The sequence below is a fragment of the Dyella sp. LX-66 genome, from assembly GCF_018599165.1.
Lineage (GTDB): Bacteria > Pseudomonadota > Gammaproteobacteria > Xanthomonadales > Rhodanobacteraceae > Dyella_D > Dyella_D marensis.
The window spans coordinates 361,239-387,452 of the sequence record NZ_JAHFVJ010000006.1 but is presented as its reverse complement, the minus strand read 5'-3'; the positions used below and the strand labels follow the sequence as shown (position 1 = coordinate 387,452).

Below are 26,214 nucleotides of genomic sequence, written 5' to 3'. Positions count from 1 at the left end.
AAGATCGGCCTCATGTTGACCCTTGCCGCACCGCCCCGGATACTCTACCCCAGTATAGATACCGGACCCCGGGCATGCCCCACTCTCTCCCCGAGAAAAAGCGCGTCCTCGGCCGCGTGCGCCGCATCCGCGGCCAGCTCGAAGCGCTGGAGCGCGCGCTGGAAGCCGGTGCCGACTGCGCCCCGGTGATGCAGCAGATCGCCGCCGTGCGCGGCGCGGTCAACGGCCTGATGGCCGAGGTGATGGAGGCGCACATCCGCGAGGAATTCGGCGCGCCCGCCAGCTCCGACGAACGCCGCGCCGAACGCGTGCGCGAGATGACCGAGCTGGTCCGCTCCTATCTGAAATAAGCCCCGCCCTTTCTTTGTTGCCGTTTGCTGGAGACACACATCATGAAATCACGCGCCGCCGTTGCCTTCGGACCGGGCCAGCCGCTGCAGATCGTCGAGATCGACGTCGCCCCGCCGCGCAAGGGCGAAGTACTGGTCCGCATCACGCATACGGGCGTCTGCCATACCGACGCCTTCACGCTTTCCGGCGACGATCCGGAAGGCATCTTTCCCGCGGTGCTCGGCCATGAAGGCGGCGGCATCGTGGTGAAAGTGGGCGAAGGGGTCACCAGCGTGAAGCCGGGCGACCATGTCATTCCGCTGTACACGGCCGAATGCCGCCAGTGCAAGTTCTGCCTCTCCGGCAAGACCAACCTGTGCCAGGCCGTGCGCGCCACCCAGGGCAAGGGCCTGATGCCGGACGGCAGCACGCGCTTCTCCTACAACGGCGAGCCGATCTACCACTACATGGGCACCAGCACTTTCAGCGAATACACCGTGGTGCCGGAGATCTCGCTGGCCGTGGTGAATCCGCAGGCGCCGCTGGAAAAGGTCTGCCTGCTCGGCTGCGGCGTCACCACCGGCATCGGCGCCGTGCACAACACCGCCAAGGTGAAGCCCGGCGACACGGTGGCCGTGTTCGGCCTGGGCGGCATCGGCCTGGCGGTGATCCAGGGCGCGGTGCAGGCCAAGGCCGGACGCATCATCGGCATCGACACCAATCCGGGCAAATTCGAACTGGCGCGCGAGATGGGCGCCACCGACTGCGTGAACCCGAAGGACCACGCCAAGCCGGTCCAGGAAGTGATCGTCGAGCTGACCGACGGCGGCGTCGACTTCAGCTTCGAATGCATCGGCAACGTGGACGTGATGCGCGCCGCGCTGGAGTGCTGCCACAAGGGCTGGGGCGAGAGCGTGATCATCGGCGTGGCCGGCGCGGGCCAGGAAATCCGCACGCGTCCGTTCCAGCTGGTGACCGGCCGCGTGTGGCGCGGCAGCGCGTTCGGCGGCGTGAAGGGCCGCACGCAGTTGCCGGGCATGGTGGAGCAGGCGATGAGCGGCGAGATCCGGCTCGATCCGTTCATCACGCACAACTTGCCGCTGGAGCGCATCAACGAGGCGTTCGATCTGATGCACGAAGGCAAGTCGATCCGCACCGTGATCCATTTCTGAGACCACCAGCGTCTTCTGACGCGGCAGCCATCACGTTTCTCTTGCGGGCGGGACCACAGCATCGTGGTCCCGCCCTTTTCGTTTCAGGAGTCCCGCGATGTCCGGCAGCCAGCGTTTCCTGATCATCTATTCCGGCGTGCTTACCGCCGTGTTCGCCGTCACCGTGCTGAGCGGTTTCGTCGATGCGCCGAAGAAGCTTTCGATCGAGCAGCTCGACGTGCAGCGCATCAATATCCGCGAACCCGATGGCACCTTGCGCATGGTCGTCTCCAACACCGACAAGGCGCCGGGCATCTACATCAAGAACAAGGAATACCCGCACCCCAGCCGCAAGACCGCGGGCATGATCTTCCTCAATGACGAAGGCACCGAGAATGGCGGCCTGATCTTCGGCGGCGAAAAGAGCGCCGATGGCACCAAGCAGAGTTACGGCCATCTCTCATTCGACGCCTACGAGCAGGACCAGACCATGACCCTGGACGCCAGCCAGGACGGCGACGCGCACAGCAACCGCATCACCCTGATCGACCAGCCGCCCTTCCCTATCCTGGAACTGATCCAGCTGCTGGACCAGATCAAGAACCTGCCGCCGGAAGAACAGACCAGGCGCATCGAGGCGTTCTACGCCTCGCACGGCGGCAAGCCAAAGACGCGCATGTCGATGGGGCGCGGCCAGGACGGCACGGTCGGGCTGGGCATGATGGACGCGCAAGGCCGCACGCGCCTGCTGCTGATGGTGGCGGCGGACGGCACGCCCAAGGTGCAGACGCTGGACGAGAACGGCAAGGTCACCGGCGAGCTGCCCGTCGCCGCCGCGCACTGAGGCGCTACGGCTGCGCGTAGAAGATCAGGCGGTTGCCGAACGGATCGTGCGCCGCCAGCTCGCGCAGCCCCCACGGCATGGTTTCCACGCCGGGACGGCCGTAGCGGTAGTTCTTCGCGCTCAGCTCGGCATGCAGTGCGTCGATATCGTCGATCGCGATACGCACGGTGGCGCCAGGGCTGGCGTCACCGTGATGTTCCGACAGATGCAATGCGCAGTCGCCGCGCGATACCTGCATGTACAGCGGCGTGCCCGGCTCGAAGCGATGTTCCCAATCCACCGCGAAGCCGAGGAAGTCGAGATAGAACTCGCGCGCCTTGGCGATATCGAACATGCGCAGAATGGGAATGACGGGGCCGAGCTTCATGGGCGGCGTCTCGCGGGAGGGCGGAGGCGCCATCGTACGCTCAGCGCTCGGCCTTCTTGCCGGCGCGGAGTTGCCTCTGTCGCATCTGGTTCGCGCAGCAGGGCGCAGGGTGCGAAAGAGCTGGTGCGCAGGAAGTTGCGGCGGCTTGGTTGCCTGTTCATTTTCCAGCCAGCTACGCGCCGCCGTTTTGCGTAACCTTGCACGGCTGCACGCCTTCCTCAGGGTTCTTTCCCCATGCATACGCCTCAAGAACCGCACTCGCGTGCGGCGCTTCCGCTCGCCCCTTCGCTGGACCCGTCGCTCGCCGATGCCCATATGCCGCGCCGGTTCCGGCCGCTCAGCACCCGCGTGGTGTGGATCGGTGCGCTGGCCATGCTGCTGGGCGCGCTCGTCGCCCTGGTGGCGCGCGCGCTTACCGGGCTGATCGGGCTGGTCACCAACCTCGCCTTCTACGGCCGCTGGAGCTTCGAGTTCTCCAGCCCCGCGGATAACCATCTCGGCCTGTGGGTCATCGCCATTCCGGTGATCGGCGGCCTGATCGTGGGCGTGATGGCGCGCTTCGGCTCGCGCGCGATCCGCGGCCACGGCATTCCCGAGGCGATGGAACAGGTGCTGCTCAACGAGAGCCGCATCCCGCCGCGCATCACCTGGCTCAAGCCCGTGTCCTCCGCCATCGCCATCGGCACCGGCGGCCCGTTCGGTGCGGAAGGCCCGATCATCGCCACCGGCGGCGCGCTGGGTTCGCTGGTCGGCCAGCTGCTGCATGTCACCGCGGAAGAGCGCAAGACCCTGCTCGCCGCCGGCGCCGCGGCCGGCATGGCGGCGGTGTTCAACGCGCCGGTATCGGCGGTGCTGCTGGCGCTGGAGCTGCTGTTGTTCGAACGCCGCGCGCGTTCGCTGATTCCGGTCGCGCTCGGCGCCGCGGTGGGCACCGGCGTGCGCTTCGCGCTGGAAGGCAGCGAGGCGATGTTCGCCATGCCCGCGCTGGCCGCGCCCGATATGCGGGCGCTGCTGGCCTATCTGGTGCTGGGGCTGATCATCGGCGCACTCAGTGTTGGCATCACACGCATCGTCTACGCGATCGAGGACGGCTTCGAGAAGCTGCCGATCCACTGGATGTGGTGGCCGGCGCTCGGCGCCGTGGTCACCGGCATCGTCGGCTATGTCCTGCCCACCACGCTGGGCGTGGGCTACACCAATATCAGCGCGGTGCTCGGCGGCCAGCTCGGCCTGGGCGCGATGCTGGCGCTGTGCCTGCTGAAGTTCGTGTCGTGGTCGATCTCGCTGGGCAGCGGCACCTCCGGCGGCACGCTGGCACCGCTGTTCACCATCGGCGGTGCGCTCGGCGGCGTGTTCGGCACGCTGGCCGTTACCTACCTGCCCTGGCTTCACGTGGATCCGCGCATGGCCGCGCTGGTGTGCATGGCGGCGATCTTTGCCGGCGCTTCGCGCGCCTTCCTCACTTCGGTGGTGTTCGCGTTCGAAACCACGCAGGAACCGCACGGCCTGCTGCCGCTGCTGATCGGCTGCGCCGCGGCGTATCTGATCTCCGGCCTGCTGATGCGCAACACCATCATGACCGAGAAGATCGCGCGCCGCGGCGTGCGCGTGCCGGCCGATTACGCGGCCGATTACCTCGACCGCATCCTGGTGCGCGACGCCTGCTCGCGCGAAGTGGTGACGCTGCCGGCGGAGCAGACGCTGGACGCGACGCGCGCATGGCTGGAGATCGGCGGTGTCCAGGCGCAGCACCAGGGCTTCCCGGTCGTGGATGCCAACGGCGCGCTGCGCGGCGTGGTCACGCGCCGCGACCTGCTCGACCGGCAGATCGCCGGCGACCGCACGGTGGGCGAGCTGGTGAAGCGTCCCGCGCTGGCGGTGCGCGAGGACCACAGCCTGCGCGAAGCCGCCGACCATATGGTCGAGGCGAACGTGGGCCGCCTGATCGTGCTGGGCGCGGATGGCGGCCACCGCATGGTCGGCATCATCACCCGCGGCGACCTGCTGGCGGCGCATGCACGGCGCCTGCGCGAAACCCACGTCACCAGCCAGACGCTGGGCCGCCGCCCCGCTACGCCCTGAGGCTTACTTCCGGCGCGGCGCGCCGGAAGTCTTCGCCTGGCCGCACATCGGCGGCCAGGCTTCCGCACCCTGCGGCTGCCACACGAAGAACTCACCCGACTTCGGCTCGCCCGTGTCGCGCGCGAACAGCAGCGACTTGCCGCTGGGCGAGAACGCCGCGCCGATCTCGCTGCCGTTGACGTTCACCTCGGGGCCGAGCTTTTCCTTCTTCGTCCACCGATGGCCATCCCAGTGCGACTGGTACAAGCCGCCGTCGGCCATCACGATCAGGCGCTTGCCGTCCGGCGACGGCAGCGGCTCGTATTCGTCGCCCGCGGTGTTGATGGCGGGGCCGGCGTTCTCCACCGTCCACTGGCCGGGACGGGTTTCCTTCGCGCGCCAGATATCGTTCTTGCCCAGGCCGCCCGCGCGGTTCGAACCGAAATAGAGCCAGCCATCCGGCGCCATACGCGGGAACCACTCCGCCTCGCCGGAATTCACCGGCTCCGGCAAACGCACCGGCTTCTGCCAGCTGCCGTCGGCGTTGCGGTCGGCGCGCCAGATATCCAGGTCCTTGCTCTTCTGGCTTCCGGTGGCGCGGGTGGAGATGAAATAAATGCTGCGTCCATCCGGCGTAAACCACGGATCGGCTTCCGCACCCGGCGCCGCGAACGGCGCATCCACCGGCGCCGACCATTGCCTGCCATCGCAATGCGAAGCGAGGATGCGCCAGCCTTTGAACTCCTTGGAGCTGCGCACGAAATAGAGATCGCCGGTACGCGGGTCGAAGGCGGGGTGGGATTCGAACAGGTCGCTGGAGACGCCGACGGGGGTCCACGGGTGCACCGTCGATGGTGCTTCTTTTGCTGAGGCGCAGACCGGTATCAGCATGGCGAGCAAGGCGGACAGCGGACGCTTCATGGCAAGTACCGTGAGTTCCCCAGAGTGCGAGGATGGTATGCGCTGACGCTGTCGCCTGCCTTGGTACTTCTGGCACATGGGCAACAGCCGGGCGGTGCCGCGGCACTTCCTACACCGTCATTCCGGCGCGGGCCGGAATCCAGTATCGGCGGCGTTCGGTTATCGCGCCGCCGCTGGCTCAGAACCTTCCGCGATTTCGCGACAGCCGAGCGGTGACGCCGCTGGATTCCGGCCTGCGCCGGAATGACGGCGTGGTGGTGCTCAGGCCGACTGGAACAGTGCGAGGCTTTCGGTGCTGACCTTGCCGTCCGCGCGCAGCCACGATTCGGCTGCAACCACCTTGGTGCATGGGCCAAAACTCGCGATGCGCACAGGACGCTGCGCCGCTTCACGCCTGATCGCATCAAGCACGCTGCGCATCACCTCGCCGGTAAACGGCGTGTACAGATAAAACACCGTCGCCTTCGAGAAGTCCGCTTCGCGCGCGTCGCGGCACTCGAACGCGACGCGTGCAACACCGAGGTTTTGCGCGCATCGCTGCGCCGCGTCTATGTACGCTTGCTCGCGCTCGACGCCGATAGCGCGTGCCGCGGTGGTCATGGCGACCAGCATGGGCACGATGCCCAGGCCGGAACCCATATCCATCACCACGTCGTGCTCGCTCAGCTCCGCGCGGCGAATCAGTTCGAAGATATGCCGCGCCGGCGTGGGTTGGTAGAACACCATTTCCGGCGGCAATGGCGCGACGTCGTCCGGCTCGTCGAGCGCCAGCACGCCGCTGACCAGATCGTCGCGATCGTCGTAGCCATCGCCTTCGGGCGCGGCTTCCAGCGCATCGATCCATGGCGCCAGCGCATTCTTTCCAGCGCGGATGCCCTGGCGAAGCGCGGCATAGAGGCTGCGGTTGATCTCTTCGAAGTTCGCACGCAACGCCTCGGCGCGCATAAGCAGCTGCGCGTCGCCGCTGCTTTCCGCATGCAGCTCCAGGCGATCCAGCACATCGAGCCGTTCGCGCAAACGCATCGGCTCGCGCAACGAAACCTCACCCTCGGCGTACGCAATCCACTCCCTCAACCCCGCCGGCATCACCCCATCTCCCCGAACTTCTCGCGATACAGCATCGCCGCCCAATCGACGAACACGCGCACGCGCGGCGACAGCTGCCGGTGGTATGGATACATCGCCGACACCGGCAAACCGGGCGAGCGCCAGCCGGAAAGCACTTCGACCAGGCTGCCGTCATCGAGATGCTCCTGCACGCGATAGCGCGGCAGCTGGATCAAGCCGCAGCCTTGCTGCGCGGCGACCAGGTAGCTCGAAGCATCGTTGACCGACAGCCAGCCGGCCAGCTCGAACTCGCGCAGTTGCCCGTCCACCAGCAGCTCGAACGGATAAGTGTGCTCACGCCCGCTGGCGAAGAAACCCACGGCCTGATGGCGCAGCAGGTCTTCCGGATTCACCGGCACGCCATGCCGCGCCAGATAGTCCGGGCTCGCGCAGATCGCTTCGGGCATCACCGCCAGCCGCCGCGCGACCAGGCTGGAATCCTTCGGCGTGCCGGCGCGGATCACGCAGTCGATGCCTTCGCGCACCAGGTCGACCAGGCGATCGCCGCTGCTGATCTTCAGCTCCATGTGCGGATAGCGCTGGCGGAACTCGTTGATCCGGGGTAGCACGATATGCGTGGCGTGCGCGCCGTGCAGGTCCAGCCGCAGGGTGCCGCGCGGGTTGGCGGCGGTGTGGCCCAGCGCGGATTCGGCGTCTTCCAGTTCGGCCAGCAGGTGCACGCAGCGCTCGTAGTAGGCATGCCCGTCCAGGGTGGGGCGCACCTGGCGGGTGGTGCGCTCCAGCAGGCGGGTGCCCAGGCGGGCTTCCATTTCCTTGATGGCGTAGGTGGCCGTGGCGCGCGGCAAGCCGCGCTCGTCGGCAGCGCGGGAAAAGCTGCCGAGTTCGACGATCCGGGTGAACAGGCGCATGGCGTCCAGGCGGTCCATGGGGCCAATTATTCAATACATATGAATAGATATGCCAGTTCCAGGCGATTTATCCGCGCCAGGCAAAACAAAAGAATGCTCCCACACCAACCACGGCCCGGTCCCGGGCCACCCATCACCCTCGGAGAGCATCCCCATGAGTCAGCAGCAGAAGACAGCCCTCGTCACCGGCGCCTCGGGCGGCATCGGCCGCGCGATCGCCTTGCGCCTCGCCGCGGACGGCTTTGCCGTCGCCGTGCATTTCGCCGGCAACCCGGCCACCGCCGACAAGGTGGTGAAGGAGATCGAGCAGGCCGGCGGCCGCGCCGCCGCCATGCAGGGCGACGTGGCCGAACCGGAAGACATGCGCCGCGTGTTCGATGCCGCCGCCCAGCTCACCGGCGCGGTCGACGTGGTGGTGCACAGCGCCGGCATCATGAGCAACCTGCCGATCGCCGGCGGTGACCTGGCCCAGTTCGACCGCCTGATCCGCACCAACCTGCGCGGCGCCTTCGTGGTGCTGGGCGAAGCGGCGCAGCGGGTGCCGTCGGGCGGCCGCATCATCGCGCTGTCCACCAGCGTGATCGGCAAGGCCTTCCCCACCTACGGCCCGTACATCGCCACCAAAGCGGGCGTGGAAGGACTGGTGCACGTGCTGGCCAACGAGCTGCGCGGCCGCAACGTCGCGGTCAACGCCATCGCCCCGGGCCCGGTCGGCACCGAGCTGTTCTACCAGGGCAAGAGCGAGCAGCAGATCACCCAGATCGCCAACCTCGCGCCGATGGAGCGCCTGGGCACCCCGGACGACATCGCCCGCGCCGTGGCCTTCCTGGCCGGCCCCGATGGCGCCTGGGTCAACGCGCAGGTGCTGCGTGTGAACGGCGGCATGGTCTGAAACCCCCACATCCCGATTCGAGGAGATATCCTATGAAGCAGATCATCTTGATCACCGGCGCCTCCAGCGGTTTCGGCGCTCTCGCCGCCCGCGCCATGGCCCGCGCCGGCCATACCGTCTACGCCAGCATGCGCGACACGCAAGGGCGCAATGCGGCGCAGGTGGAAGCCGTGAAGGCCTATGCGAAGGAGCAAGGCGTGGACTTGCGCACGGTGGAGCTGGACGTCCAGTCGCAGGACTCCGCCGACGCCGCCATCGCACAGATCGTCGCCGCGCACGGCCGCCTCGACGTGGTGGTGCACAACGCCGGCCATATGGTGTTCGGCCCCGCCGAAGCCTTTACGCCGGAACAGTTCGCCCAGCTCTACGACGTGAACGTGCTGGGCACGCAGCGCGTCAACCGCGCCGCGCTGCCGCAGCTGCGCAAGCAGGGCCAGGGCTTGCTGCTGTGGGTGTCGAGCAGCAGCACGCGCGGCGGCACGCCGCCGTATCTCGCGCCCTACTTCGCCGCCAAGGCGGCGATGGATTCGGTGGCGGTGAGCTATGCGGGCGAACTGGCGCGCTGGGGCATCGAGACCTCGATCATGGTGCCGGGCGCGTTCACCAAGGGCACCAACCATTTCGCGCATTCCGGCACGCCGGCGGACAAGGCGCGCGCGGCGGAATACACGGAAGGTCCGTACAAGGGTTTCGAGGATGAGATCCTGCATGGCCTGGCCGCGTGCGAACCGGCGGATGCGGATGTGGCCACGGTGGCGGATGCGATGGTCGATATCGTCAACCTGCCGTTCGGCAAGCGTCCGTTCCGCGTGCATGTGGATCCGGCGGATGACGGCGCGGCCGTGGTGGCGGCGGTGGCGGATCGGATTCGCGTGGATTTTCTGCGGAGGATTGGGCAGGAGGGGTTGTTGTCGCCTCGCGCGGCGGGGCAGTCACTGGACTCAGTTCTCCAAGCTTGAACCCTTCTCCCTCTGGGAGAAGGTGGCGGCAGCCGGATGAGGGTTCGGCCGGAGCGATGCACATCACTCTTGCGCTCCGGCCGAACCCTCACCCCAACCCCTCTCCCGATGGGAGAGGGGCTCAAGCTCGTTTCAATCCCAGGCCGGCGCCAGGCTCGCCGGGTTGGCAAGACGCTCGCCACGATCCAGCGTGGCAATGCGCGCCATATCCTCATCGTCCAGCTTCAGCTTTTCCGCTTCGAGATTACCGGCAAGATTCGCCCGCTTCGTCGACGACGGAATCACCGAATAACCCAGCCGCAGCGCCCAGGCCAAGGCTACCTGCGCAGGCGTCGCGCCGTGGCGCCTGGCGATATCTACGATCACCGGATCCTGCAGCACCTTGCCGTAGGCCAGCGTCATGTACGACGTGAGATGGACACCCTGCGCCTTGGCGAATTCCGCCAGCTTGCGGTTCTGCAGATAAGGATGGATCTCCACCTGGTTGGTGGCGATGTTCGCGGCACCCGCCAGATCGATGCTCTGGCGCAGCAGATCCACGGTGAAGTTGGAAACGCCGAACTGCTTCGTCAGCCCCGCCGCCTGCGCTTCGCGCAGCGCATCCAGCGATTCGTTCAACGGCACCGCGCCCTTGGGCGAGGGCCAGTGGATCAGGGTGAGGTCGACGTGGTCCGTGCGCAGGCGCTGCAGGCTTTCGCGCAGGCTGGGGATCAGGCGCTCGGGCGCGAGATGGTCGGTCCAGATCTTGGTGGTGATGAACAGCTCGCTGCGCGGCAACTGGCTGTCGGCCAGGGCCTGGCCGATATCGGCTTCGTTGTCGTAGATCTGCGCGGTGTCGATGGCGCGGTAGCCGACGTCGAGCGCGTCGTGCACCGAGTCGATGATGGTCTGGCCCTTGAGGCGGAACGTGCCGAGGCCGAAGGCGGGGATGCTCATGAGGAGACTCCGTAACTGGGGAAGGAAATCAATGGCCGCCCGCATAAGCGGAAGCGCGGCTTGCGGTGGCGGCGAACTCGGGGTCGCGGCGGTCCAGCCGCCCACTCCAGGCGGTGAGCGCCAGCGCGCCCAATACCACCAGCGCACCGATCCACGCGGTGTGGATGAGGCCGAAGTGGGCGACGATCAAGCCGCCGCCCCAGGCGCCACCGGCGATGCCGAGATTGAACGCGGCGATGTTCAAACCCGAGGCCACGTCCACCGCCTGCGGCGCATAACGCTCCGCCTGCTGCACCACGTACACCTGCAGGCCCGGCACATTGCCGAACGCCACCGCGCCCCAGGCCAGCACGGTGAGCAGCGCCAGCCACGGCACCTGCGCGGTGAAGGTGAGCACGGCGAGCACGGCGGCCAGGCCGAGGAAGATCACTTTCAGCGCGCCGATCGGGCCGCGCCGGTCGGCCAGCTTGCCGCCCCACAGATTGCCCACCGCCACCGACACGCCGTAGACCAGCAGCACCAGGCTCACCGCGCCTTCGCTGAAACCGGTGACGTTCTGCAGGATCGGCGAGAGGAAGGTGAAGGCCACGAAGGAGCCGCCGTAGCCCACCGCGGTCATCGCATACACCAGCAGCAGACGCGGCTGGCGCAGCACGGCCGCTTGTTGCAGCAGCGAGGCCGGCGCCTTGTGCGGGATATCGCGCGGCACGAAGGCCAGGCTGCCGAGGAAGGCGATCACACCCAGCGCCGACACCGCCAGGAAGGTGGACTGCCAGCCCAGGTGCTGGCCGATGAAGGTGCCCAGCGGCACGCCGGTCACCAGGGCTACGGTGAGGCCGGTGAACATGATGGCAATGGCGCTGGCGGCCTTTTCCTTCGGCACCAGGCTGGTGGCGATGGTCGAGCCGATCGAGAAGAACACGCCATGCGCCAGGCCGGTGAGCACGCGCGCGATCACCAGCGCTTCGTAGCCGGGCGCCTTCCAGGCCAGCAGGTTGCCGATGGTGAACAGCACCATCAGCGACAGCAGCAGCGCCTTGCGCGGCACGCGGCCGGTGAGCGCGGTGAGCAGCGGCGCGCCGAGCGCGACGCCCAGCGCGTACAGGCTGACCAGCAGCCCGGCGGACGGCAGGCCGACGCCGAGGTCGCCCGCGATGGTGGGGATGAGGCCGACGATGACGAACTCCGTCGTGCCGATGGCGAAGGCGCTGATGGTCAGCGCCAGCAGGGCAAGAGGCATGGTTGCGCTCCGGATCTTTGAAAGGATGCGCCTAGTTTCGGCACGCGACTCTTTCAGAAAAACCTGCTAAACAGCGAAAGAGTCTTGCCCAGGGAGCAATAATGAAGACCAGCTTGGACGAGTTGCAGACCTTTGCGACCGTGGTGGACACCGGTTCCATCACCGCCGCGGCCGAGCAGCTGGGCCAGACCGTCTCCGGCATCAGCCGCTCGCTGAGCCGGCTGGAGGGCAAGCTGGACACCACCCTGCTCCGCCGCACCACGCGGCGGCTGGAGCTGACCGAGGAAGGCCGGTTCTTTCTGGATCGCGCGCGGCAGATCGTGGCCGCGGTGGAAGACGCCGAGGACGAGATGACCGCGCGCCGGCAGAAGCCGGCCGGACGCCTGCGTGTGAACGCTGCCTCGCCCTTCATGCTGCACGTGATCGTGCCGCTGGTCGGCGGTTTCCGTGCGCGCTTTCCGGAGATCGAGCTGGAACTCAACACCAGCGACCAGATCATCGACCTGCTGGAGCAGCGCACCGACGTGGCGATCCGCATCGGCGCGCTGCGCGACTCCACCCTGCATGCGCGGCCGCTGGGCCTGAGCCGCCTGCGCATCCTGGCCAGCCCGGCGTATCTGAAACAGCGCGGCCAGCCGCGCCACGTGCGCGACCTTTCGCGCCACAGCCTGCTGGGCTTCACCTTTACCGAAACCTTGAACGACTGGCCGCTGCGCCACGCCCAGGGCGACAGCCTGCGCATCGCGCCCACCCTGCTCGCCTCCAGCGGCGAAACGCTGCGCCAGCTTGCGCTGGCCGGCGACGGCATCGCCTGCCTGGCCGACTACCTCACCGCGCAGGACCAGGCCGAGGGACGGCTGGTGCAGGTGCTGGCGCGCGACACGCTGGACGTGCGCCAGCCGATCAACGCGGTGTACTACCGCAACACGCAACTGGCGTCGCGGATCCGCTGTTTCCTGGATTACGTCGCCGAAACGATGACACCGCCGTAGGTTGGGGTGAGCCAAAGGCGAACCCCAACGGTGCGGACACCTGCAGGTTTGTTGGGGTTCGCTGCGCTCACCCCAACCTACGCCTACGCCGGATTCGGGGCTTTACGCAGCTCTTCGCACAGATCGAACACCGCATCGTCGATGCGTTCGACCGCGCCGGCCAGCGCCAGCGCGTGCTCGGGCAGGCGCACCATCGGCGCGCCGTCCAGCGCCAGCGGATTGGCCGGGCCGGATTGGAGCGCTTCCAGCTCGTGGATCGCTTCGCGCAGGTCTTCCTTCGCCTGCTCGCTCTTCAGGGAGGGGCCGAAGTCGTGCTGGAACGCTTTCATCTGCGTCAGCAGGGTGGTGGTGTAGCCGCGCGCTTCGTACAAGGTCTCGTCGGCATGGCGCCACGGCAGGCCGCCGCGGCGCATGGCCAGGGCGGAGGCGACGATGGGCCAGCGCGGCGGCGTGAATTCGCCCGGGTGCGGCGGGATCATGCCGGCGGCCAGGCGCTCCTGCAGCGTGTCGAGGCGGTCGCTGACCACTTCCAGGTAATCGGCCAGTGCAGCGGCGTTGAGATAGAAGTGCGCGTTGTCCGGGTCGTCGTCGGTGAGGCGGTCGAGATAGTCGAGCAGGTGATCTGCCACCTTGCGGTACTGGCTTTCGGCGCTGCGCAGCGGCAGATGGCCGGGGCGGCTGGCGAGCAGCATGTCGGCGGCGGCCAGGTCCTTGTCTTCCATCAGCGGCGCCTGCGGCCGCGCGAAGTCTTCGCGCAGGGCGTGCAGCAGATCGCGCGAAGCCATCAGCGAACCGCGCTCCCAGCCGGGCGTGTCCTGCATGTCCGCGCCCTGCGGATGATGGTGGCCGCGCAGCGGATGCGCATGCCGGCCGGCCAGGCCCTGCACCGCGCGCATCACGCTGATGGTGGTGGCGGCGCCCGGCGTCATCGGCCGCTTCATCGCCACCTGTTCGGTGCGCGGCGGCGTCGATGGGTTGACCAGGTTCGGCTCGCGGTCCCACCACCACAGCGCGATGCAGGCGATCAGCAGGGGCAGGGCCAGCGCGACCAAGGCCACGCGCAAGACGGCGTGGTTCGGCCTGGCGGTCGGGTCCGTCGCTTGCATCGGTGGATTTCCTCGGGCTCCGGTCGGGGCATGAACGCGCTAAAGGTAGCGCGGGATGACGCGCCGAGACAGCGTGGCGCTTCAGAAAAAAGCCGCGCCTCGCGGCTCAGGCGCGGTGGTAGACCTCCGAACCCTGCTCGCGGAACTCGGCGGCCTTCTCCGCCATGCCCTCGTCCAGCGCGGCGGTCTCGTCGACACCGTGCTCGGCGGCGTAGTCGCGCACGTCCTGGGTGATCTTCATCGAGCAGAATTTCGGCCCGCACATCGAGCAGAAGTGCGCGGACTTGTGCGCGTCCTTGGGCAGCGTCTCGTCGTGGAATTCCTTGGCCTTCTCCGGATCCAGACCTAAGTTGAACTGGTCGTCCCAGCGGAACTCGAAGCGCGCCTTGGACAGCGCGTTGTCGCGCACCTGCGCGCCGGGGTGGCCCTTGGCGAGATCCGCGGCGTGCGCGGCGATCTTGTAGGCGATGATGCCGTCGCGCACGTCCTGCTTGTTCGGCAGGCCCAGGTGTTCCTTCGGCGTGACGTAGCAGAGCATGGCGGTGCCGAACCAGCCGATCATGGCCGCGCCGATGGCCGAGGTGATGTGGTCGTAGCCCGGCGCGATGTCGGTGGTCAGCGGCCCCAGGGTGTAGAACGGCGCCTCGTGGCACTTCTCCAGCTGGCGCTCCATGTTTTCCTTGATCAGCTGCATCGGCACGTGGCCGGGGCCTTCGATCATGGTCTGCACGTCGTGCTTCCAGGCGATCTGGGTCAGCTCGCCGAGGGTGTCCAGCTCGCCGAACTGCGCGGCGTCGTTGGCGTCGGCCACGCAACCCGGGCGCAGGCCGTCGCCGAGGCTGAAGGAGACGTCGTACGCCTTCATGATTTCGCAGATTTCCTCGAAGTGCGTATAGAGGAAATTCTCGCGGTGATGAGCCAGGCACCACTTGGCCATGATCGAGCCGCCGCGCGAGACGATGCCGGTCACGCGCCGGGCCGTGAGCGGCACGAAGCGCAGCAGCACGCCGGCGTGGATGGTGAAGTAGTCCACGCCCTGTTCGGCCTGTTCGATGAGGGTGTCGCGGAACAGCTCCCAAGTGAGTTCCTCGGCCACGCCGCCGACCTTCTCCAGCGCCTGGTAGATCGGCACGGTGCCGATCGGCACCGGCGAGTTGCGGATGATCCACTCGCGGGTTTCGTGGATGTTCTTGCCGGTGCTCAGGTCCATCACCGTGTCGCCGCCCCAGCGGATCGACCACACCAGCTTCTCCACTTCCTCGGCGATGCCGGAGGACACCGCACTGTTGCCGATGTTGGCGTTGATCTTGGTGAGGAAGTTGCGGCCGATGATCATCGGCTCGCTTTCCGGATGGTTGATGTTGGCGGGGATGATGGCGCGGCCGCGGGCCACTTCGTCGCGCACGAATTCCGGCGTGATCAGGCGCGGCAGCGAGGCGCCGAAGGACTGGCCCGGATGCTGGTTGCGCAGCGCGCTCTCGGCCAGCGCTTCGAGCTTCTGGTTCTCGCGGATGGCGATGTATTCCATCTCCGGCGTGACGATGCCCTGGCGCGCGTAGTGCATCTGCGTGACGTTGGCGCCGGCCTTGGCGCGCAGCGGCTGGCGCAGGTGGTGGCGGAAGCGGATCGGGTCCAGCTTGGCGTCGGCGGCGCGCTGGCGGCCGAAGTCGGAGCTCAGGCCGGTAAGGCGCTCGACGTCGCCGCGCTCTTCGATCCAGGCCGCGCGCAAGGTGGGCAGGCCGGCGGCCAGGTCGACCTGGTAGCTCGGGTCGGTGTACGGGCCGGAGGTGTCGTAGACGGTGACGGGCGGGTTGTCTTCGCCGCCGAACAGGGTGGGCGTCTTGGCCTGGCAGATTTCGCGCAACGGCACGCGGAGGTCGGGGCGGCTGCCCTGCACGTGGATCTTCCGCGAACCGGGGATCGGCCGGGTGACGGCCTCGGAGAGTTCCTGCGCGGCGCGCGCGAGATCGTTGGGCTGGGCATTCATCGGCGTGGCGTCCTTCGTGAGGCGGGGAAACACGAAGCGGCGGCGCCGGAGGCACGAACTGCCTGGGTTCATCAGGCTGGGGATCGTGCGGCGAAGCTCCCTACACCGGTGCTAACCGGATCAGGTTCGAAGGGACTCTCTCAGCCGACCGTGGTCGGCACCCCCGCTTCCAGAAGGCTGATATTCAAGCACGAATCACCGGATACGGGCGAGTACGCGGCGTGAAGAGGGGGATTCAGCGCGGCAGGTAGGCGCGCAGGAAGGTGGACACGCCGGCGCGGGCGTTCGCTTCCATCTCGCTGGCGAAGGCGTCCTGGCAGCCGTCGCAGCCGAACATGCGGCGCAGCACGAGGTCGCCCTTGATCAGGGCCAGGAACTGCACGCTGGCCTGGGCGATGTTCTCGATCTCCAGCTTGCCATCGTCAACCGCCTGTTCCAGCAGGCGTTCCATCAGCTTGTGCGTGCGGGTGGGGCCTTCTTCCCACAGCAGCTTGCCGTAGCGCGGATTGCCCTGGCGGCAGTCGCTGAGGATGGCGCGGAAGGTGCCGACGTTCTTCGGGTCGCAGTCGATGTGGGCGTGGGTCATGGCGACGCGCATGAGCAGGTCGCTGATCTCCGTGGCCGGGTCGTACTGGTAGGTGTCTTCCGGCAGCAGGTCCTGGATGTGCGCGCGGATCACCTCGCGGAACAGGTTGTCCTTGTCGCCGAAGTGGCTGTAGACGGTGAGCTTGGACACGCCCGCCTCGGCGGCCACGGCATCCATGCTGGTGCCGGCGAAGGCGTTGCGCACGAACAGGCTCTTGGCGGCCTCCAGGATCGCGGCGCGCTTCTCCATGTCCTTCGGGCGGCCAGGACCCTGGGGCTTGGTTTGCGCGATCGTGTTCATGCCGTTTTACACCTTCACAAAGGGATAACCGGGGTTTAGTATACGCGCCGGTTTACTTATTTTCCACCGCCGTCCTGAACGGCCGACCCATGACCTCTACTATCGCAGAACTCACTCTCAGCGGCCCTTATCGCCATGCCCAGCGCATTCTTGCCGCGTGGCTGGAGCACGGCCAGGCGCTCGCCCGCCGCCGCGCTTTCGCCGTGCGCGTGGCACTGGCCGCACTGAATGCACCCGAGCGCCACCGCATCGCGCGCTGGCTGGCCTGGCTGGCGGTCGCGGCGGAAAGCCGCCGGCAGCCGGCCCTGCTGCCGCGCATCCGGCTGCTGGATGCGGCGCTCGGACAAGCGACCGAAGATGCGTTTGCACGCCTGCCGGTGGACATCGCCGCCAAGCGGGCGGATAACCGTCGTCTGACGGCTTGAGTGTCCGCGGACACCGCGCTGCGCATGACTTCCGTCAGCTCGTCGCGGTGACTTCCGGCACTTCGTGGGGAAGCAGGCAAGCTCCAGGCTTTTGAACATTGTCGGGACTGGTCTAAGCGCTTATCCTTTCTGACCTTTTTTCGACTTTGCACGGGACGTAGGCTGACCATGGCGATGAACTTCGAACAGGCGCGGCAGAACATGGTGGAAAACCAGGTGCGCCCCTGGGAGGTGCTGGACGCGCGCGTGCTCGACGTGCTCGGCCGCCTGCACCGCGACCAGTTCGTCGCCCCGGAGCATCGTGCGCTGGCCTATGCCGACGTCGGCCTGCCGATCGGCCATGGCGAAGCCATGATGAAGCCGGTGCTGGAAGGCCGCGTGCTGCAGGCGCTGGAGCTGAAGGAAGCGGAACACGTGCTGGAAATCGGCACGGGCTCGGGCTTCCTCACCGCGTGCATGGCCAGCCTGTCCGGCCATGTCACCAGCGTCGACATCCATGCCGACTTCATCGCCGCCGCGGCGCAGCGCATCGCGCAGGCGGGTATCGACAACGTGACGCTCGCCACGGGCGAGGCGGTCAAGGCCTGGCAGCCTGCCGGCCAGTTCGATGCGGTGGTGGTCACCGGCGCCGTGTATGAAATTCCCCAGCGTTTCCTCGGCTGGCTCAAGCCGGGCGGCCGTCTGCTGGCGGTGCGCGGCGAGTCGCCGGTGCAGCAGATGGTGCTGCTGACCCACGAGGGCGAAGGCCGCTGTCGCGAGGAGAGCATCCTCGAGACCGACCTGCCTTACCTGGTGCATGCCGAGCCGCCGCGCAAGTTCGTTTTCTGACCTGACCCGATTTCCCAATTCCCCAAGAGGCAACCCATGCGTTTGAAGCTTCTGACCCTTGCCCTGGCCCTGACGGCGCTTCCGTTGTCCGGCCACAGCGAGGATTTGCTGGATGCATACCGAGAAGCCCGCGCTAACGATCCGGTGCTGGCGCAGTCCGACGCGAACCGCCAGGCCACCGGCGAGGGCATCACGCAGGCGCGCGCACTGATGCTGCCGCAGCTGAGCGCGGGGTTGACCTTCAACCAGTACAGCGGCAACGACAGCCGCGACACGGCTGGCGGTCATTCGCGCTCGCGCACCGAGAACGCCACCCTGAGCCAGAGCGTGCTGGACATCAGCAAGTGGACGGGCCTGAAGACCGCCCGCTCGCAGTCCGATGCGCAGGAACAGCTCTACCAGGCCGCGCTGCAGAACCTCTACGTGCGCGTCACGCAGGCCTACTTCGGCGTGCTCACCGCGCAGGACACGCTGACCTTCAACAAGGCCAACGAAGAAGCCTACCGCCAGGCCTACGAGCAGGCGGACCAGCGCTTCAAGGTCGGCCTGGCCGCGATCACCGACGTGTACCAGGCGAAGTCGTACTACGAGCTGGCCAAGGCGCAGACCATCTCCGCCGAGAACACGCTCAACGACTCCAAGGAAGCGCTGCGCCAGATCACCGGCCAGCCGGTCACCGAGCTGAAGAAGCTGCGCGACGACCTGCCGATGGACGCGCCCTCGCCGGCCGACCCGAACACCTGGGTTGAGGAATCGCTCAAGCACAACCCGAACGTGCTCTCGCAGCAGTACACCGTGGAAGCGGCCGAGCACAGCATCGACACCGCGCGCGCCGGCCACCTGCCGACCATCAATGCCACCGTCACGCGCGGCCAGACCAACGCCTGGACCGAGAACGGCGGCCTGGTCACCCCGGGCAACGGCCGCTGGGGCACCACCGCGGGCCTGACCCTGTCGGTGCCGATCTTCGAAGGCTTCGGCACCCAGTCGCGCGTGCGCCAGTCCATCTACAACCGCGACGCGGCGCAGGATTCGCTGGAATCCACCCGCCGCCAGGTCTCGCGCGACACGCTCAACTACTTCCGCTCGGTCGGCGCTGGCATCCTGCAGGTACAGGCGAATCGCGCTTCGGTCGAATCCGGCCAGAAGGCGCTGGAAGCCACCCGCGCCGGCTTCGACGTGGGCACCCAGACCATGCTGAACGTGCTCAACGCGATTCAGACCCTGACCCAGGCGCAGAGCAGCTACTCGCAGGCGCGCCACGCCTTCATCCTCAACAAGCTGCAGCTGAAGCAGTCGGCGGGCACCATCGACATGCCCGACATGGAAGCGGTCAACGCGCTGCTGCAGTAAGCAGGTTCGGCACACGCAAACGAAAAGGCCGGGCATTGCCCGGCCTTTTTTTATGCCCTGAACGAGCAGCTCATTCCTGCAGTTGCTTGTCGATCAGCTCCATCACCCGCTGCACCGCGCCGCGCTCGCGGTCGAACACCACCTGCGCATGCAGGCCCATGCTCTTGCGCCGCTCCGCGTCGCGCAGCAACTGCAGCACGGCGGCGCCCAGCTCGCTGGCGTCGTTGAGGCGCACCGCGGCGCCTTCGCCGATCAGGGTCAGGGTGATTTCCTCGAAATTGAAGGTGTGCGGCCCCACCAGCACCGGCCGCGACAGCGCCGCCGGTTCCAGCACGTTGTGCCCGCCGATCGGCACCAGGCTGCCGCCGACGAAGGCCAGGTCCGCCGCGGCGTAGAACTGCATCAGCTCACCCATGGCGTCGATCACGAACACCTGGTGCGCGGCGGTCGGCACGCGATCGGCGCTGCGCGTGGCCATGCTGAAGCCCAGGCTGCGCACCGCGCTTTCCACCAGCTTGAAGCGCTCCGGATGGCGCGGCGCGATCAGCAGCAAGGCATCGGGCAGGCGCTTGAGCACCTGCAGGTGCGCTTCCAAAACAGGCAGCTCCTCGCCCTCGTGCGTGCTGCCGGCGATCCACACCGGCCGCAGATGGCCCCATTGCCTGCGCAGCTCCTCTCCGGCCTGCACCGCGGCATACGGCACCGGCATGTCGAACTTCAGATTGCCGCTGACCACGATGCGCGCCGGCTCCACCCCCAGCAGCCGGTAGCGCGCCGCGTCGGTACGCGACTGTGCCGCGATCTGCCGCACGCAGCTCAGCGCCGAGCGCACCAGCCCCTGCAGCGGGCGGTAGCCGCGCAGCGAGCGCTCGGACAGGCGCGCGTTGACGATCATCAGCGGAATGCCACGCTTCTTGCAGGCGAAGTAGAGGTTCGGCCAGATCTCCGTCTCCACGATGATCGCCAGCCGCGGCCGCACCCGCTTCATGAACAGCGCCACGGCGAACGGCAGGTCGTACGGCAGGTACACGTGGTACACGCTGTCGCCGAACAGCTGGCGCACGCGCTCGGAGCCGGTCGGCGTCACCGTGGTCACCACCAGCGGCGCATTGACATAGGCCTCGCGCAGCGACTTGATCAAGGGCTCGGCCGCATTCACCTCGCCCACCGATACCGCATGCACCCAGATGCTGCCGCGCAGGGTCGGGCCGCGGTAGAAGCCGAAGCGCTCGCGCCAGCGCCGGTGGTAGTCGCGATAGCGCACGCCGCGCGCCAGCAGCCGCATCACGATGATCGGCGTCACCAGGTACATCGCGAGGGTGTAGAGATAGCGCAACGGCGGGGCTCGGAAGGGCAGGCGCGGCAGTATAGCCAGTGCTCCCGCGCGGGGCAGGCAAACACCCGGCCGCGGCCCGCGCTCTTGCTACAATCGCCGCCCTCATGCCCGGTGCGCCTCGTCCCTCCTTCCACGCCAAGCTGCTCTCGCCGGTCCAATGGCCAGCGTGGCTGGGTGTGGGCATCCTGAAACTGGTCGCGCGCCTGCCGCGCCGCGCACTCATGGCCGTGGGCCGCGGGCTGGGCGTGCTGATCCAGCATTTCCCCTCGCGCCGCCGGCACATCGCCGAAGTCAATATCGCGCTGTGCTTCCCGGAGCTGTCCGCGGCGGAACGGGCCGCGCTGGTGGACGCGCACCTGCGCGACATCGGCCTGATGATGATGGAGTTCGCGCTGGGCTGGATGGGCACCGAGCGCGCGATCGAGCGCGTGCCGGTGACGCTGGAAGGCCTGGAGCATCTCGAAGCCGCGCGTGCACAGGGCAAGGGCGTGCTGCTGGTCGGCGGCCACTTCTCGCATCTGGAGCTGTGCGCGCGGCTGGTGTCGCGGCATATCCGCATCGCCGGCATGTACCGGCGCATGGATTCGGCGGTGTTCGAATGGGCGGTGCTGCGCGCGCGCCTGGACTACGCCGCCGCCATGTTCGACAAGGACGACATCCGCGGCACGGTGAAGTACCTGCGCAACGGCGGCACGCTGTGGTACGCGCCCGACCAGGACATGCGCAGCAAGGACAACGTGTTCGTACCGTTCTTCGGCGTGCCGGCGGCGACCATCACCGCGACGCATCACCTGGCGCGTCTCTCCGGTGCGCTGGTGGTTCCGTTCTTCCATCGCCGCCTGCCCGACGGCCGCGGCTATGCACTGCGCCTGGGTGCGCCGCTGCAGGACTTCCCCGGCAGCGACGCCGCGTTCGACACCGCACGCGTGAATGCGAGCATCGAGCAGATGGTGCGCGAAGCACCCGAGCAATACCTGTGGGTGCACAAGCGCTTCAAGACGCGCCCGCCGCAGAGCCCTGAAGTTTATTGAGCCGCGACAGGCTCAAGACAGAATATTCCAGTACAAGGCAAGCGCGTTTTTCCCCATTCTTGCGCGCCATGTCCATTCGTTTGTTCTTGCGCTCGCTACGCCATCGTCACGACTGGCGCGGCGCCGCGCCAAAACGTATTGCCTCCGGGCTGAAATACCTGCTGCGCTGCGCCCGCATGGCGCGGCGGCAATCCGCGTGGCTGCAGTTCGTGTACGGCTCGCCGCGCCTCAGCGCGATCCTCGCGCCGGATCCGCGCCTGCTGGAGCGCTGGCATCACCACTACATCAATCGCCAGTTCGGCCGCGCGCGCCGGATGGAAATCGTCGCCGATCATTTCCGCTTCGCCTTCGTGCAGTTGCCCGAAGACATGGCCGACGGCGTGTATCTGCACGGCAGCTATCGCATCGGCGCACTCACGTTGAAGGACGGCAGCGAGCTGCGCATCGAACTGCGCCGCCCCACCGGCCGCAGCCGCGAAGGCGAGCTGGCGCTGTGCCTGACCAATAGCAACGACCAGGTACTGTCGTCCGCGGTGTTCACCGTGGCCGACGAAGGCAGCAGCCTGCTGATCGGCTGCATGCAGGGCGCGTCGGCGGAGCTGGGCCGCGAAGCGGTGCGCGAGCTGACCAAGCAGTGCCATGGCCTGCGCCCGAAGAACCTGCTGTTCTCGCTGCTGCTGGCCTTCGCCGCCGAATACGACATCGAGCGCGTGCGCGGCGTCGCCAACCTGGCGCATCCGTTCGCCGGCGAGGCGGACAAGATCAAGGCCGACTACGACGCGTTCTGGCAGGAATGCCAGGGCGAGCCGCTCACCGACGGCTTCTATGCCCTGCCCGCGCAGGAACCGCTGCGCGACGAGACCCAGGTGGAGAGCAAGCACCGCTCCGCCTTCCGCAAGCGCGAGGCGCTGCGGCGCGAGGCCTGCGGGCTGCTGATCACCGCGCTGCGCGGCCAGGCGTGGCCGCTGGATCAAGCTGCGTAAGCAAATGGACGGCTAAACGTCCTTGCGCTCCGGCGCGGGGATACGCGTCTCTTTCTGTTCGGCCCGCGTCGCCTCGTAAAGCTTTGCGTACTTCAGGAACGCATAGAACGCATGGATGCGCGCGGCGATAAAGCCCGCCCAGCCCGAGCGGTAATGCCCGCGCAGCAGGTAATAGCGGAAGAACGCGACCCAGGCGTTGGTGAGCATGCGCAGGCGCAGGCCGCTTGCGCGGCGGCCGGCCAGATCCGCCACCTGCAGGCTGGAATAGCGGTTGGCCTTGTCCACGCGGCCGGCGATATCGCGCTCCCCGTAGTGATCCATCACCAGGTCCAGCACACCGACGCTGCCGCCGACCGTCACTTCCTCATGCACGCGATGGCCGCTCATGCGCGCGCGGCGGCGGTCGAACAGGCGCACGTAGTGATTGAGGCGGCTGCGCGGCGACTGCCATTGCCAGAAGATCCATTCGCGCCGCCACAGCAGGTAGCCGGCATGTCCGGGCTGCTCGAGCACCTGCAGGATGGTCTGCGCCGCGTTAGCCGGCATGGCTTCGTCGGAGTCGAGCAGCAGCACCCAGTCGTGCCGCGCCAGATCGATCGCCGCCTGCTTCTGCGCGCTGTAGCCGGCGAAGGGCTGGCTCTCGATGCGCGCGCCGTAGTGCGCGGCGATGGCCAGCGTGGCGTCGGTCGAACCGGAATCCAGCACCACCACCTCGTCGGCCCAGCGCACGCTGGCCAGGCAGGCGTCGAGCGTGGCGGCGCTGTTGTAGCTGGTCAGCACCACCGACAGGGGCTCACGCGCCATCGGCGGCCTCCGCGACCACGTACAGGCTGGCGCACCACAAGCCCAGCACCCAGGCGAACAGCAGCCCCCACCACGCCGAATAGAAGGCCAGATGCGTATTGAGCGGGAACAGCATCACGCCCAGCGCCACGGTGGCGGGGAAGGCGCGGGCGCGTGCCGCCGCTCCCGCCGCATGCCAGCGGCGTATCGCCAGCACCGCGCCTGCCAGCCACAGCGCGAGGCCGGCCAGGCCGGTTTCGCTCAGCACTTCCAGCACCACCTGGTGCGCGTGGCAGGCGCCCTCGCCCGCGCCGCAGTTCTCGCCGGTGGCCACGAAATGGTCGTCCGGCGGCGCCACCTGGCGGTAGGCATAGCGATAGCCGCGCACGCCGACGCCGTTGAGCGGATGCGCTTCGAACATCCACCAGCTGGTGCGCCAGATATCCAGCCGTCCGCTGAGCGCCGTATCCACCGCGTGGTCCGAAGCCTGGAAGGCGAGCAGGGTCTTTTCCATGCGCGCGTGAAAACGCTCCGAGGTCTTCCACGCCAGCCCGCCGGCCGCCACGGCAACCAGGGCGCCAGCGCAGCCGATCAACACGAAGCGCTTTGCCGAGCCGGCCTCGCGCCAGGCAAAGGCCAGCACCACCAGCGCATAGGTGAGCCACGAGGCACGCGATCCCGAGAGCAGCACCGGCCCGAGCAAGGCCAGCGCGGCCAGCACCAGTCCCAGCCGTCCCCAGCGCCAGCGCGCGGCCCACAGCGCGAACGGCGCCAGCACGGCGAGCGAGGGGCCGAGCTTGAGATTGTCGGCGCCGAAGATGCCGGATACGCGCTCCTCCTCCGCGTGCCCACCCAGGCTCCAGCCGGTCAGCGCCTGCATCCAGGCATCCAGCACCCACACGGCGAGCACGGCGGCGACGGCGATATAAAGCGCGTCGAGCTTGCCGGCGCGACGGATCGCGAAGCAGGCATACAGCCCCAGCGGCACGTAGCGCAGCAGCGCCGCCACCGTCGACCAGCTCTTGCCCGGCGCCACCGCCCCGAAGCACGACAGCAGCGCCGCGCCGATATACGCGCCCAGCAGCCACAGCAGCAGCCGCGCGCCGGCGTGCTCGCCCAGCGCGCGCGGATGCCGCGCGAACAGCAGCACGACGCCGAGCAGGCACAGGAAGGTCCCCAGCTCCGAGCTGCGCCCGAACGGCAGCAGCGCGATCACCAGCCAGAACGGCAACAGCGGCGAGCGCAGGGCGGCCTTGAGCGCAGGGAGAACAGGCATGCGGGAACCCCGTAGGAAAAGCCGGGGCATTGTAGGCGAGCGCCGACGCTCGCGGGCCGCTCAGCCAGCGACCACTTCCTCGTACAGCGCCAGCGTGGCCTGCTGCATGTCCGACAGGCGGTAGCTCTGCAGCATCGGGATCGGCGGCGCCACGCGCAGCAGCTCGGCCGCGCGCTCCACCAGGCGCTCGCGGTCGCCGACCGGCACGCGGCCGGCCGGATACAGCTCGGCCAGCAGTTCACCGACGCCGCCGTGGGCGTAGCCCAGCACGGGGCGGCACAGCGACAGCGCCTCGACCACGGTGCGGCCGAAGGATTCGGGCTTGTTCGACAGCTGCAGCACCAGCGCCGACACGGCATAGATGTCGCGCACGTCGTTGCGCGGCGGGGTCAGCACCACCTGGGACTCGATGCCGCGCGCGCTGATCAGCTCGCGCAGCTCGGCCACGTAGGCTTCGCGGCCCGGCTCGATCACGCCCAGCAGCAGCAGGCGCGCGTCGATGCCGCGGCGCTTGAGTTCCGCGATCAGCTCGATGGCGTCGTGATGGCCCTTCAGCCGCGTGCCGCGGCCCGGCAGGGTCAGCAGCGGCGCGCCGGCCAGGCGCGGGAATTCGGTGAAGAAGGCTTTCTGCCAGGCATCGTCCGGGCGGTGGCCGTACGGAAATGCCTCAGGGTCGATGCCGCGGGGAATCACGCGCACACGCGAGGGCTCCAGCCAGCGGTAGTGGCTGAGCACGTAGTCGCGCAGGGTCTGCGAGACGGCGATCACCCGCTCGCCGCGCAGCATGATGGAGCTGTAGCGCCCGGGCGTGTTCAGACCGTGCACGGTGGTGACGAAATGCGGACGCGGCTGCAGCCCCCGGATCGCCCACCAGCCCAGCCAGGCCGGCAGGCGCGAGCGGGCGTGCACGATGTCCGGCTTCAGCTCCGCCAGCACGCGGCGCAGGGCACCCACCCGCAACAGGGTGCGCAGCGACTTGCGGCCGATATCCAGGCTGATGTGCTCGCTGCCCTCGGCCTCCAGCTGGCCGGCCAGGCGGCCGCCGGCGGAAATCACCACCGAACGGTGACCGGCCTGCACCAGCGCGCGCGCGACTTCCAGCGCCGACCGCTCGGCCCCACCGGACTGCAGGGCCGGGATCAGCTGGACGACGGTCAGCGACCGGGCTGGCGCGGCAACGGCGGACATGGACGGTTCGAGTAAAGCCTTCATCCTTGGGGACAAGCAGCAATCGTGCCGATTGCCGCCTGAAGTTCGATGCGGTGCCTTGCCTGGCCCCGGCCTGCTCAGTCGTTCAGGACGTAACGCGCGCCGCAGTAGGGACAGGTGGATTCGCCGCCGTCTTCGACGATCGGCAGATACACCTTCGGGTGCGAGTTCCACAGCGCCATGCCGGGCAGCGGGCAGGACAAAGGAAGGTCCTTGCGCGTCACTTCATAACGATTTTCGGCATTGGCCAAAATCTGCCGTGCGGGCTCGGCGGGGGAAGCGGGCATGGGGTCAAGCTCCAGACTGGACATCGGGCCGACAATGGTAGCAGGCTGCACCGCC

General features: G+C 67.9%; 26 protein-coding genes and 1 riboswitch. Of the genes, 12 read left to right on the top strand and 14 right to left on the bottom strand.

Annotated elements, in window-relative coordinates; all coding sequences use genetic code 11:
* The first annotated feature begins 74 nt into the window (after positions 1-74).
* The 3 genes from KK141_RS14565 to KK141_RS14555 all read left to right on the top strand — a co-directional run bounded on the left by KK141_RS14565 (position 75) and on the right by KK141_RS14555 (position 2,325).
* On the top strand, positions 75-350 hold the full coding sequence (locus KK141_RS14565; protein ID WP_214569819.1) for a metal/formaldehyde-sensitive transcriptional repressor: 276 nt from the start codon (positions 75-77) through the stop codon (positions 348-350).
* 42 nt (positions 351-392) lie between these two features.
* The gene (locus KK141_RS14560; protein WP_214569820.1) at positions 393-1,502 is read left to right on the top strand and encodes an S-(hydroxymethyl)glutathione dehydrogenase/class III alcohol dehydrogenase; all 1,110 of its coding nucleotides are present in this window, start codon (positions 393-395) and stop codon (positions 1,500-1,502) included.
* Between the two features lie 97 nt (positions 1,503-1,599).
* A complete protein-coding gene (locus KK141_RS14555; protein WP_214569821.1) occupies positions 1,600-2,325 on the top strand; it encodes a hypothetical protein in 726 nt (241 codons plus the stop codon).
* Between the two features lie 4 nt (positions 2,326-2,329).
* Here the strand turns inward: KK141_RS14555 and KK141_RS14550 are convergent, their stop codons facing one another.
* On the bottom strand, positions 2,330-2,692 hold the full coding sequence (locus tag KK141_RS14550) for a glyoxalase superfamily protein (protein WP_250901756.1): 363 nt from the start codon (positions 2,690-2,692) through the stop codon (positions 2,330-2,332).
* Positions 2,693-3,007: 315 nt separating this feature from the next.
* Between KK141_RS14550 and KK141_RS14545 the strand changes: the two genes are divergently transcribed.
* Entirely contained in the window at positions 3,008-4,774 is a 1,767-nt protein-coding gene (locus tag KK141_RS14545; protein WP_214570122.1) for a chloride channel protein, read from the top strand.
* A 3-nt stretch (positions 4,775-4,777) separates the two neighbouring features.
* On the opposite strand, the gene KK141_RS14540 is transcribed toward KK141_RS14545, so the two are convergent.
* The 3 genes from KK141_RS14540 to KK141_RS14530 all read right to left on the bottom strand — a co-directional run bounded on the left by KK141_RS14540 (position 4,778) and on the right by KK141_RS14530 (position 7,668).
* A complete protein-coding gene (locus KK141_RS14540) occupies positions 4,778-5,674 on the bottom strand; it encodes a PD40 domain-containing protein (RefSeq protein ID WP_214569823.1) in 897 nt (298 codons plus the stop codon).
* A 261-nt stretch (positions 5,675-5,935) separates the two neighbouring features.
* Complete coding sequence (locus KK141_RS14535; RefSeq protein ID WP_214569825.1) at positions 5,936-6,760, bottom strand: hypothetical protein; 825 nt, start codon at positions 6,758-6,760, stop codon at positions 5,936-5,938.
* The gene (locus tag KK141_RS14530) at positions 6,760-7,668 is read right to left on the bottom strand and encodes a LysR family transcriptional regulator (protein WP_214569826.1); all 909 of its coding nucleotides are present in this window, start codon (positions 7,666-7,668) and stop codon (positions 6,760-6,762) included. Before KK141_RS14530 ends, KK141_RS14535 begins: the two co-directional genes overlap by 1 nt.
* A 136-nt stretch (positions 7,669-7,804) precedes the next feature.
* On the opposite strand from KK141_RS14530, the gene KK141_RS14525 reads away from it, so the two are divergent.
* Together KK141_RS14525 and KK141_RS14520 are read left to right on the top strand one after the other, a co-directional pair.
* Positions 7,805-8,542 carry an SDR family oxidoreductase gene (locus tag KK141_RS14525; protein WP_214569827.1) on the top strand — a complete coding sequence of 246 codons (738 nt, stop codon included), beginning with the start codon at positions 7,805-7,807 and terminating at the stop codon, positions 8,540-8,542.
* Between the two features lie 32 nt (positions 8,543-8,574).
* The gene (locus KK141_RS14520; RefSeq protein WP_214569828.1) at positions 8,575-9,501 is read left to right on the top strand and encodes an SDR family oxidoreductase; all 927 of its coding nucleotides are present in this window, start codon (positions 8,575-8,577) and stop codon (positions 9,499-9,501) included.
* A gap of 132 nt (positions 9,502-9,633) precedes the next feature.
* Here the strand turns inward: KK141_RS14520 and dkgB are convergent, their stop codons facing one another.
* Complete coding sequence (gene dkgB, locus KK141_RS14515) at positions 9,634-10,437, bottom strand: 2,5-didehydrogluconate reductase DkgB (protein WP_214569830.1); 804 nt, start codon at positions 10,435-10,437, stop codon at positions 9,634-9,636.
* Positions 10,438-10,465: 28 nt separating this feature from the next.
* Complete coding sequence (locus tag KK141_RS14510; protein WP_214569831.1) at positions 10,466-11,677, bottom strand: MFS transporter; 1,212 nt, start codon at positions 11,675-11,677, stop codon at positions 10,466-10,468.
* Between the two features lie 101 nt (positions 11,678-11,778).
* Here KK141_RS14510 and KK141_RS14505 point away from each other — a divergent pair, with 101 nt between their 5' ends.
* Entirely contained in the window at positions 11,779-12,669 is an 891-nt protein-coding gene (locus tag KK141_RS14505; protein ID WP_214569833.1) for a LysR family transcriptional regulator, read from the top strand.
* Between the two features lie 83 nt (positions 12,670-12,752).
* Here the strand turns inward: KK141_RS14505 and KK141_RS14500 are convergent, their stop codons facing one another.
* The 3 genes from KK141_RS14500 to KK141_RS14490 all read right to left on the bottom strand — a co-directional run bounded on the left by KK141_RS14500 (position 12,753) and on the right by KK141_RS14490 (position 16,648).
* On the bottom strand, positions 12,753-13,775 hold the full coding sequence (locus KK141_RS14500) for a DUF2333 family protein (RefSeq protein ID WP_214569834.1): 1,023 nt from the start codon (positions 13,773-13,775) through the stop codon (positions 12,753-12,755).
* Between the two features lie 106 nt (positions 13,776-13,881).
* Complete coding sequence (thiC, locus tag KK141_RS14495) at positions 13,882-15,762, bottom strand: phosphomethylpyrimidine synthase ThiC (RefSeq protein WP_250901755.1); 1,881 nt, start codon at positions 15,760-15,762, stop codon at positions 13,882-13,884.
* Positions 15,763-15,842: 80 nt separating this feature from the next.
* A riboswitch (TPP riboswitch) is annotated at positions 15,843-15,937 on the bottom strand.
* A gap of 60 nt (positions 15,938-15,997) precedes the next feature.
* Entirely contained in the window at positions 15,998-16,648 is a 651-nt protein-coding gene (locus KK141_RS14490) for a TetR/AcrR family transcriptional regulator (protein ID WP_214569836.1), read from the bottom strand.
* 89 nt (positions 16,649-16,737) lie between these two features.
* On the opposite strand from KK141_RS14490, the gene KK141_RS14485 reads away from it, so the two are divergent.
* The 3 genes from KK141_RS14485 to KK141_RS14475 all read left to right on the top strand — a co-directional run bounded on the left by KK141_RS14485 (position 16,738) and on the right by KK141_RS14475 (position 19,254).
* On the top strand, positions 16,738-17,073 hold the full coding sequence (locus tag KK141_RS14485) for a hypothetical protein (protein WP_214569837.1): 336 nt from the start codon (positions 16,738-16,740) through the stop codon (positions 17,071-17,073).
* 168 nt (positions 17,074-17,241) lie between these two features.
* Positions 17,242-17,901: a protein-L-isoaspartate O-methyltransferase gene (locus KK141_RS14480; RefSeq protein WP_214569838.1), complete on the top strand. Its 660-nt coding sequence runs from the start codon at positions 17,242-17,244 to the stop codon at positions 17,899-17,901.
* A gap of 36 nt (positions 17,902-17,937) precedes the next feature.
* Positions 17,938-19,254 (top strand): TolC family outer membrane protein, encoded by a 1,317-nt coding sequence (locus KK141_RS14475; protein ID WP_214569839.1) that lies wholly within the window; start codon positions 17,938-17,940, stop codon positions 19,252-19,254.
* Between the two features lie 70 nt (positions 19,255-19,324).
* Here KK141_RS14475 and waaA read toward each other — a convergent pair whose 3' ends face one another.
* Complete coding sequence (gene waaA, locus KK141_RS14470) at positions 19,325-20,590, bottom strand: lipid IV(A) 3-deoxy-D-manno-octulosonic acid transferase (protein WP_214569840.1); 1,266 nt, start codon at positions 20,588-20,590, stop codon at positions 19,325-19,327.
* A 104-nt stretch (positions 20,591-20,694) separates the two neighbouring features.
* Here waaA and lpxL point away from each other — a divergent pair, with 104 nt between their 5' ends.
* Both lpxL and KK141_RS14460 read left to right on the top strand, forming a co-directional pair.
* Complete coding sequence (gene lpxL / locus KK141_RS14465) at positions 20,695-21,621, top strand: LpxL/LpxP family Kdo(2)-lipid IV(A) lauroyl/palmitoleoyl acyltransferase (protein WP_214569841.1); 927 nt, start codon at positions 20,695-20,697, stop codon at positions 21,619-21,621.
* Between the two features lie 68 nt (positions 21,622-21,689).
* Positions 21,690-22,604 carry a DUF535 family protein gene (locus tag KK141_RS14460; protein ID WP_214569842.1) on the top strand — a complete coding sequence of 305 codons (915 nt, stop codon included), beginning with the start codon at positions 21,690-21,692 and terminating at the stop codon, positions 22,602-22,604.
* A 12-nt stretch (positions 22,605-22,616) separates the two neighbouring features.
* Here KK141_RS14460 and KK141_RS14455 read toward each other — a convergent pair whose 3' ends face one another.
* The 4 genes from KK141_RS14455 to KK141_RS14440 all read right to left on the bottom strand — a co-directional run bounded on the left by KK141_RS14455 (position 22,617) and on the right by KK141_RS14440 (position 26,159).
* A complete protein-coding gene (locus tag KK141_RS14455) occupies positions 22,617-23,408 on the bottom strand; it encodes a glycosyltransferase family 2 protein (RefSeq protein ID WP_214569843.1) in 792 nt (263 codons plus the stop codon).
* On the bottom strand, positions 23,398-24,663 hold the full coding sequence (locus tag KK141_RS14450) for an O-antigen ligase family protein (protein ID WP_214569844.1): 1,266 nt from the start codon (positions 24,661-24,663) through the stop codon (positions 23,398-23,400). The genes KK141_RS14455 and KK141_RS14450 overlap by 11 nt, the downstream gene beginning before the upstream one ends.
* 60 nt (positions 24,664-24,723) lie before the next feature.
* On the bottom strand, positions 24,724-25,851 hold the full coding sequence (locus tag KK141_RS14445; protein WP_214569845.1) for a glycosyltransferase: 1,128 nt from the start codon (positions 25,849-25,851) through the stop codon (positions 24,724-24,726).
* Between the two features lie 98 nt (positions 25,852-25,949).
* The gene (locus tag KK141_RS14440) at positions 25,950-26,159 is read right to left on the bottom strand and encodes a zinc-finger domain-containing protein (RefSeq protein ID WP_090423602.1); all 210 of its coding nucleotides are present in this window, start codon (positions 26,157-26,159) and stop codon (positions 25,950-25,952) included.
* Positions 26,160-26,214 lie beyond the last annotated feature (55 nt).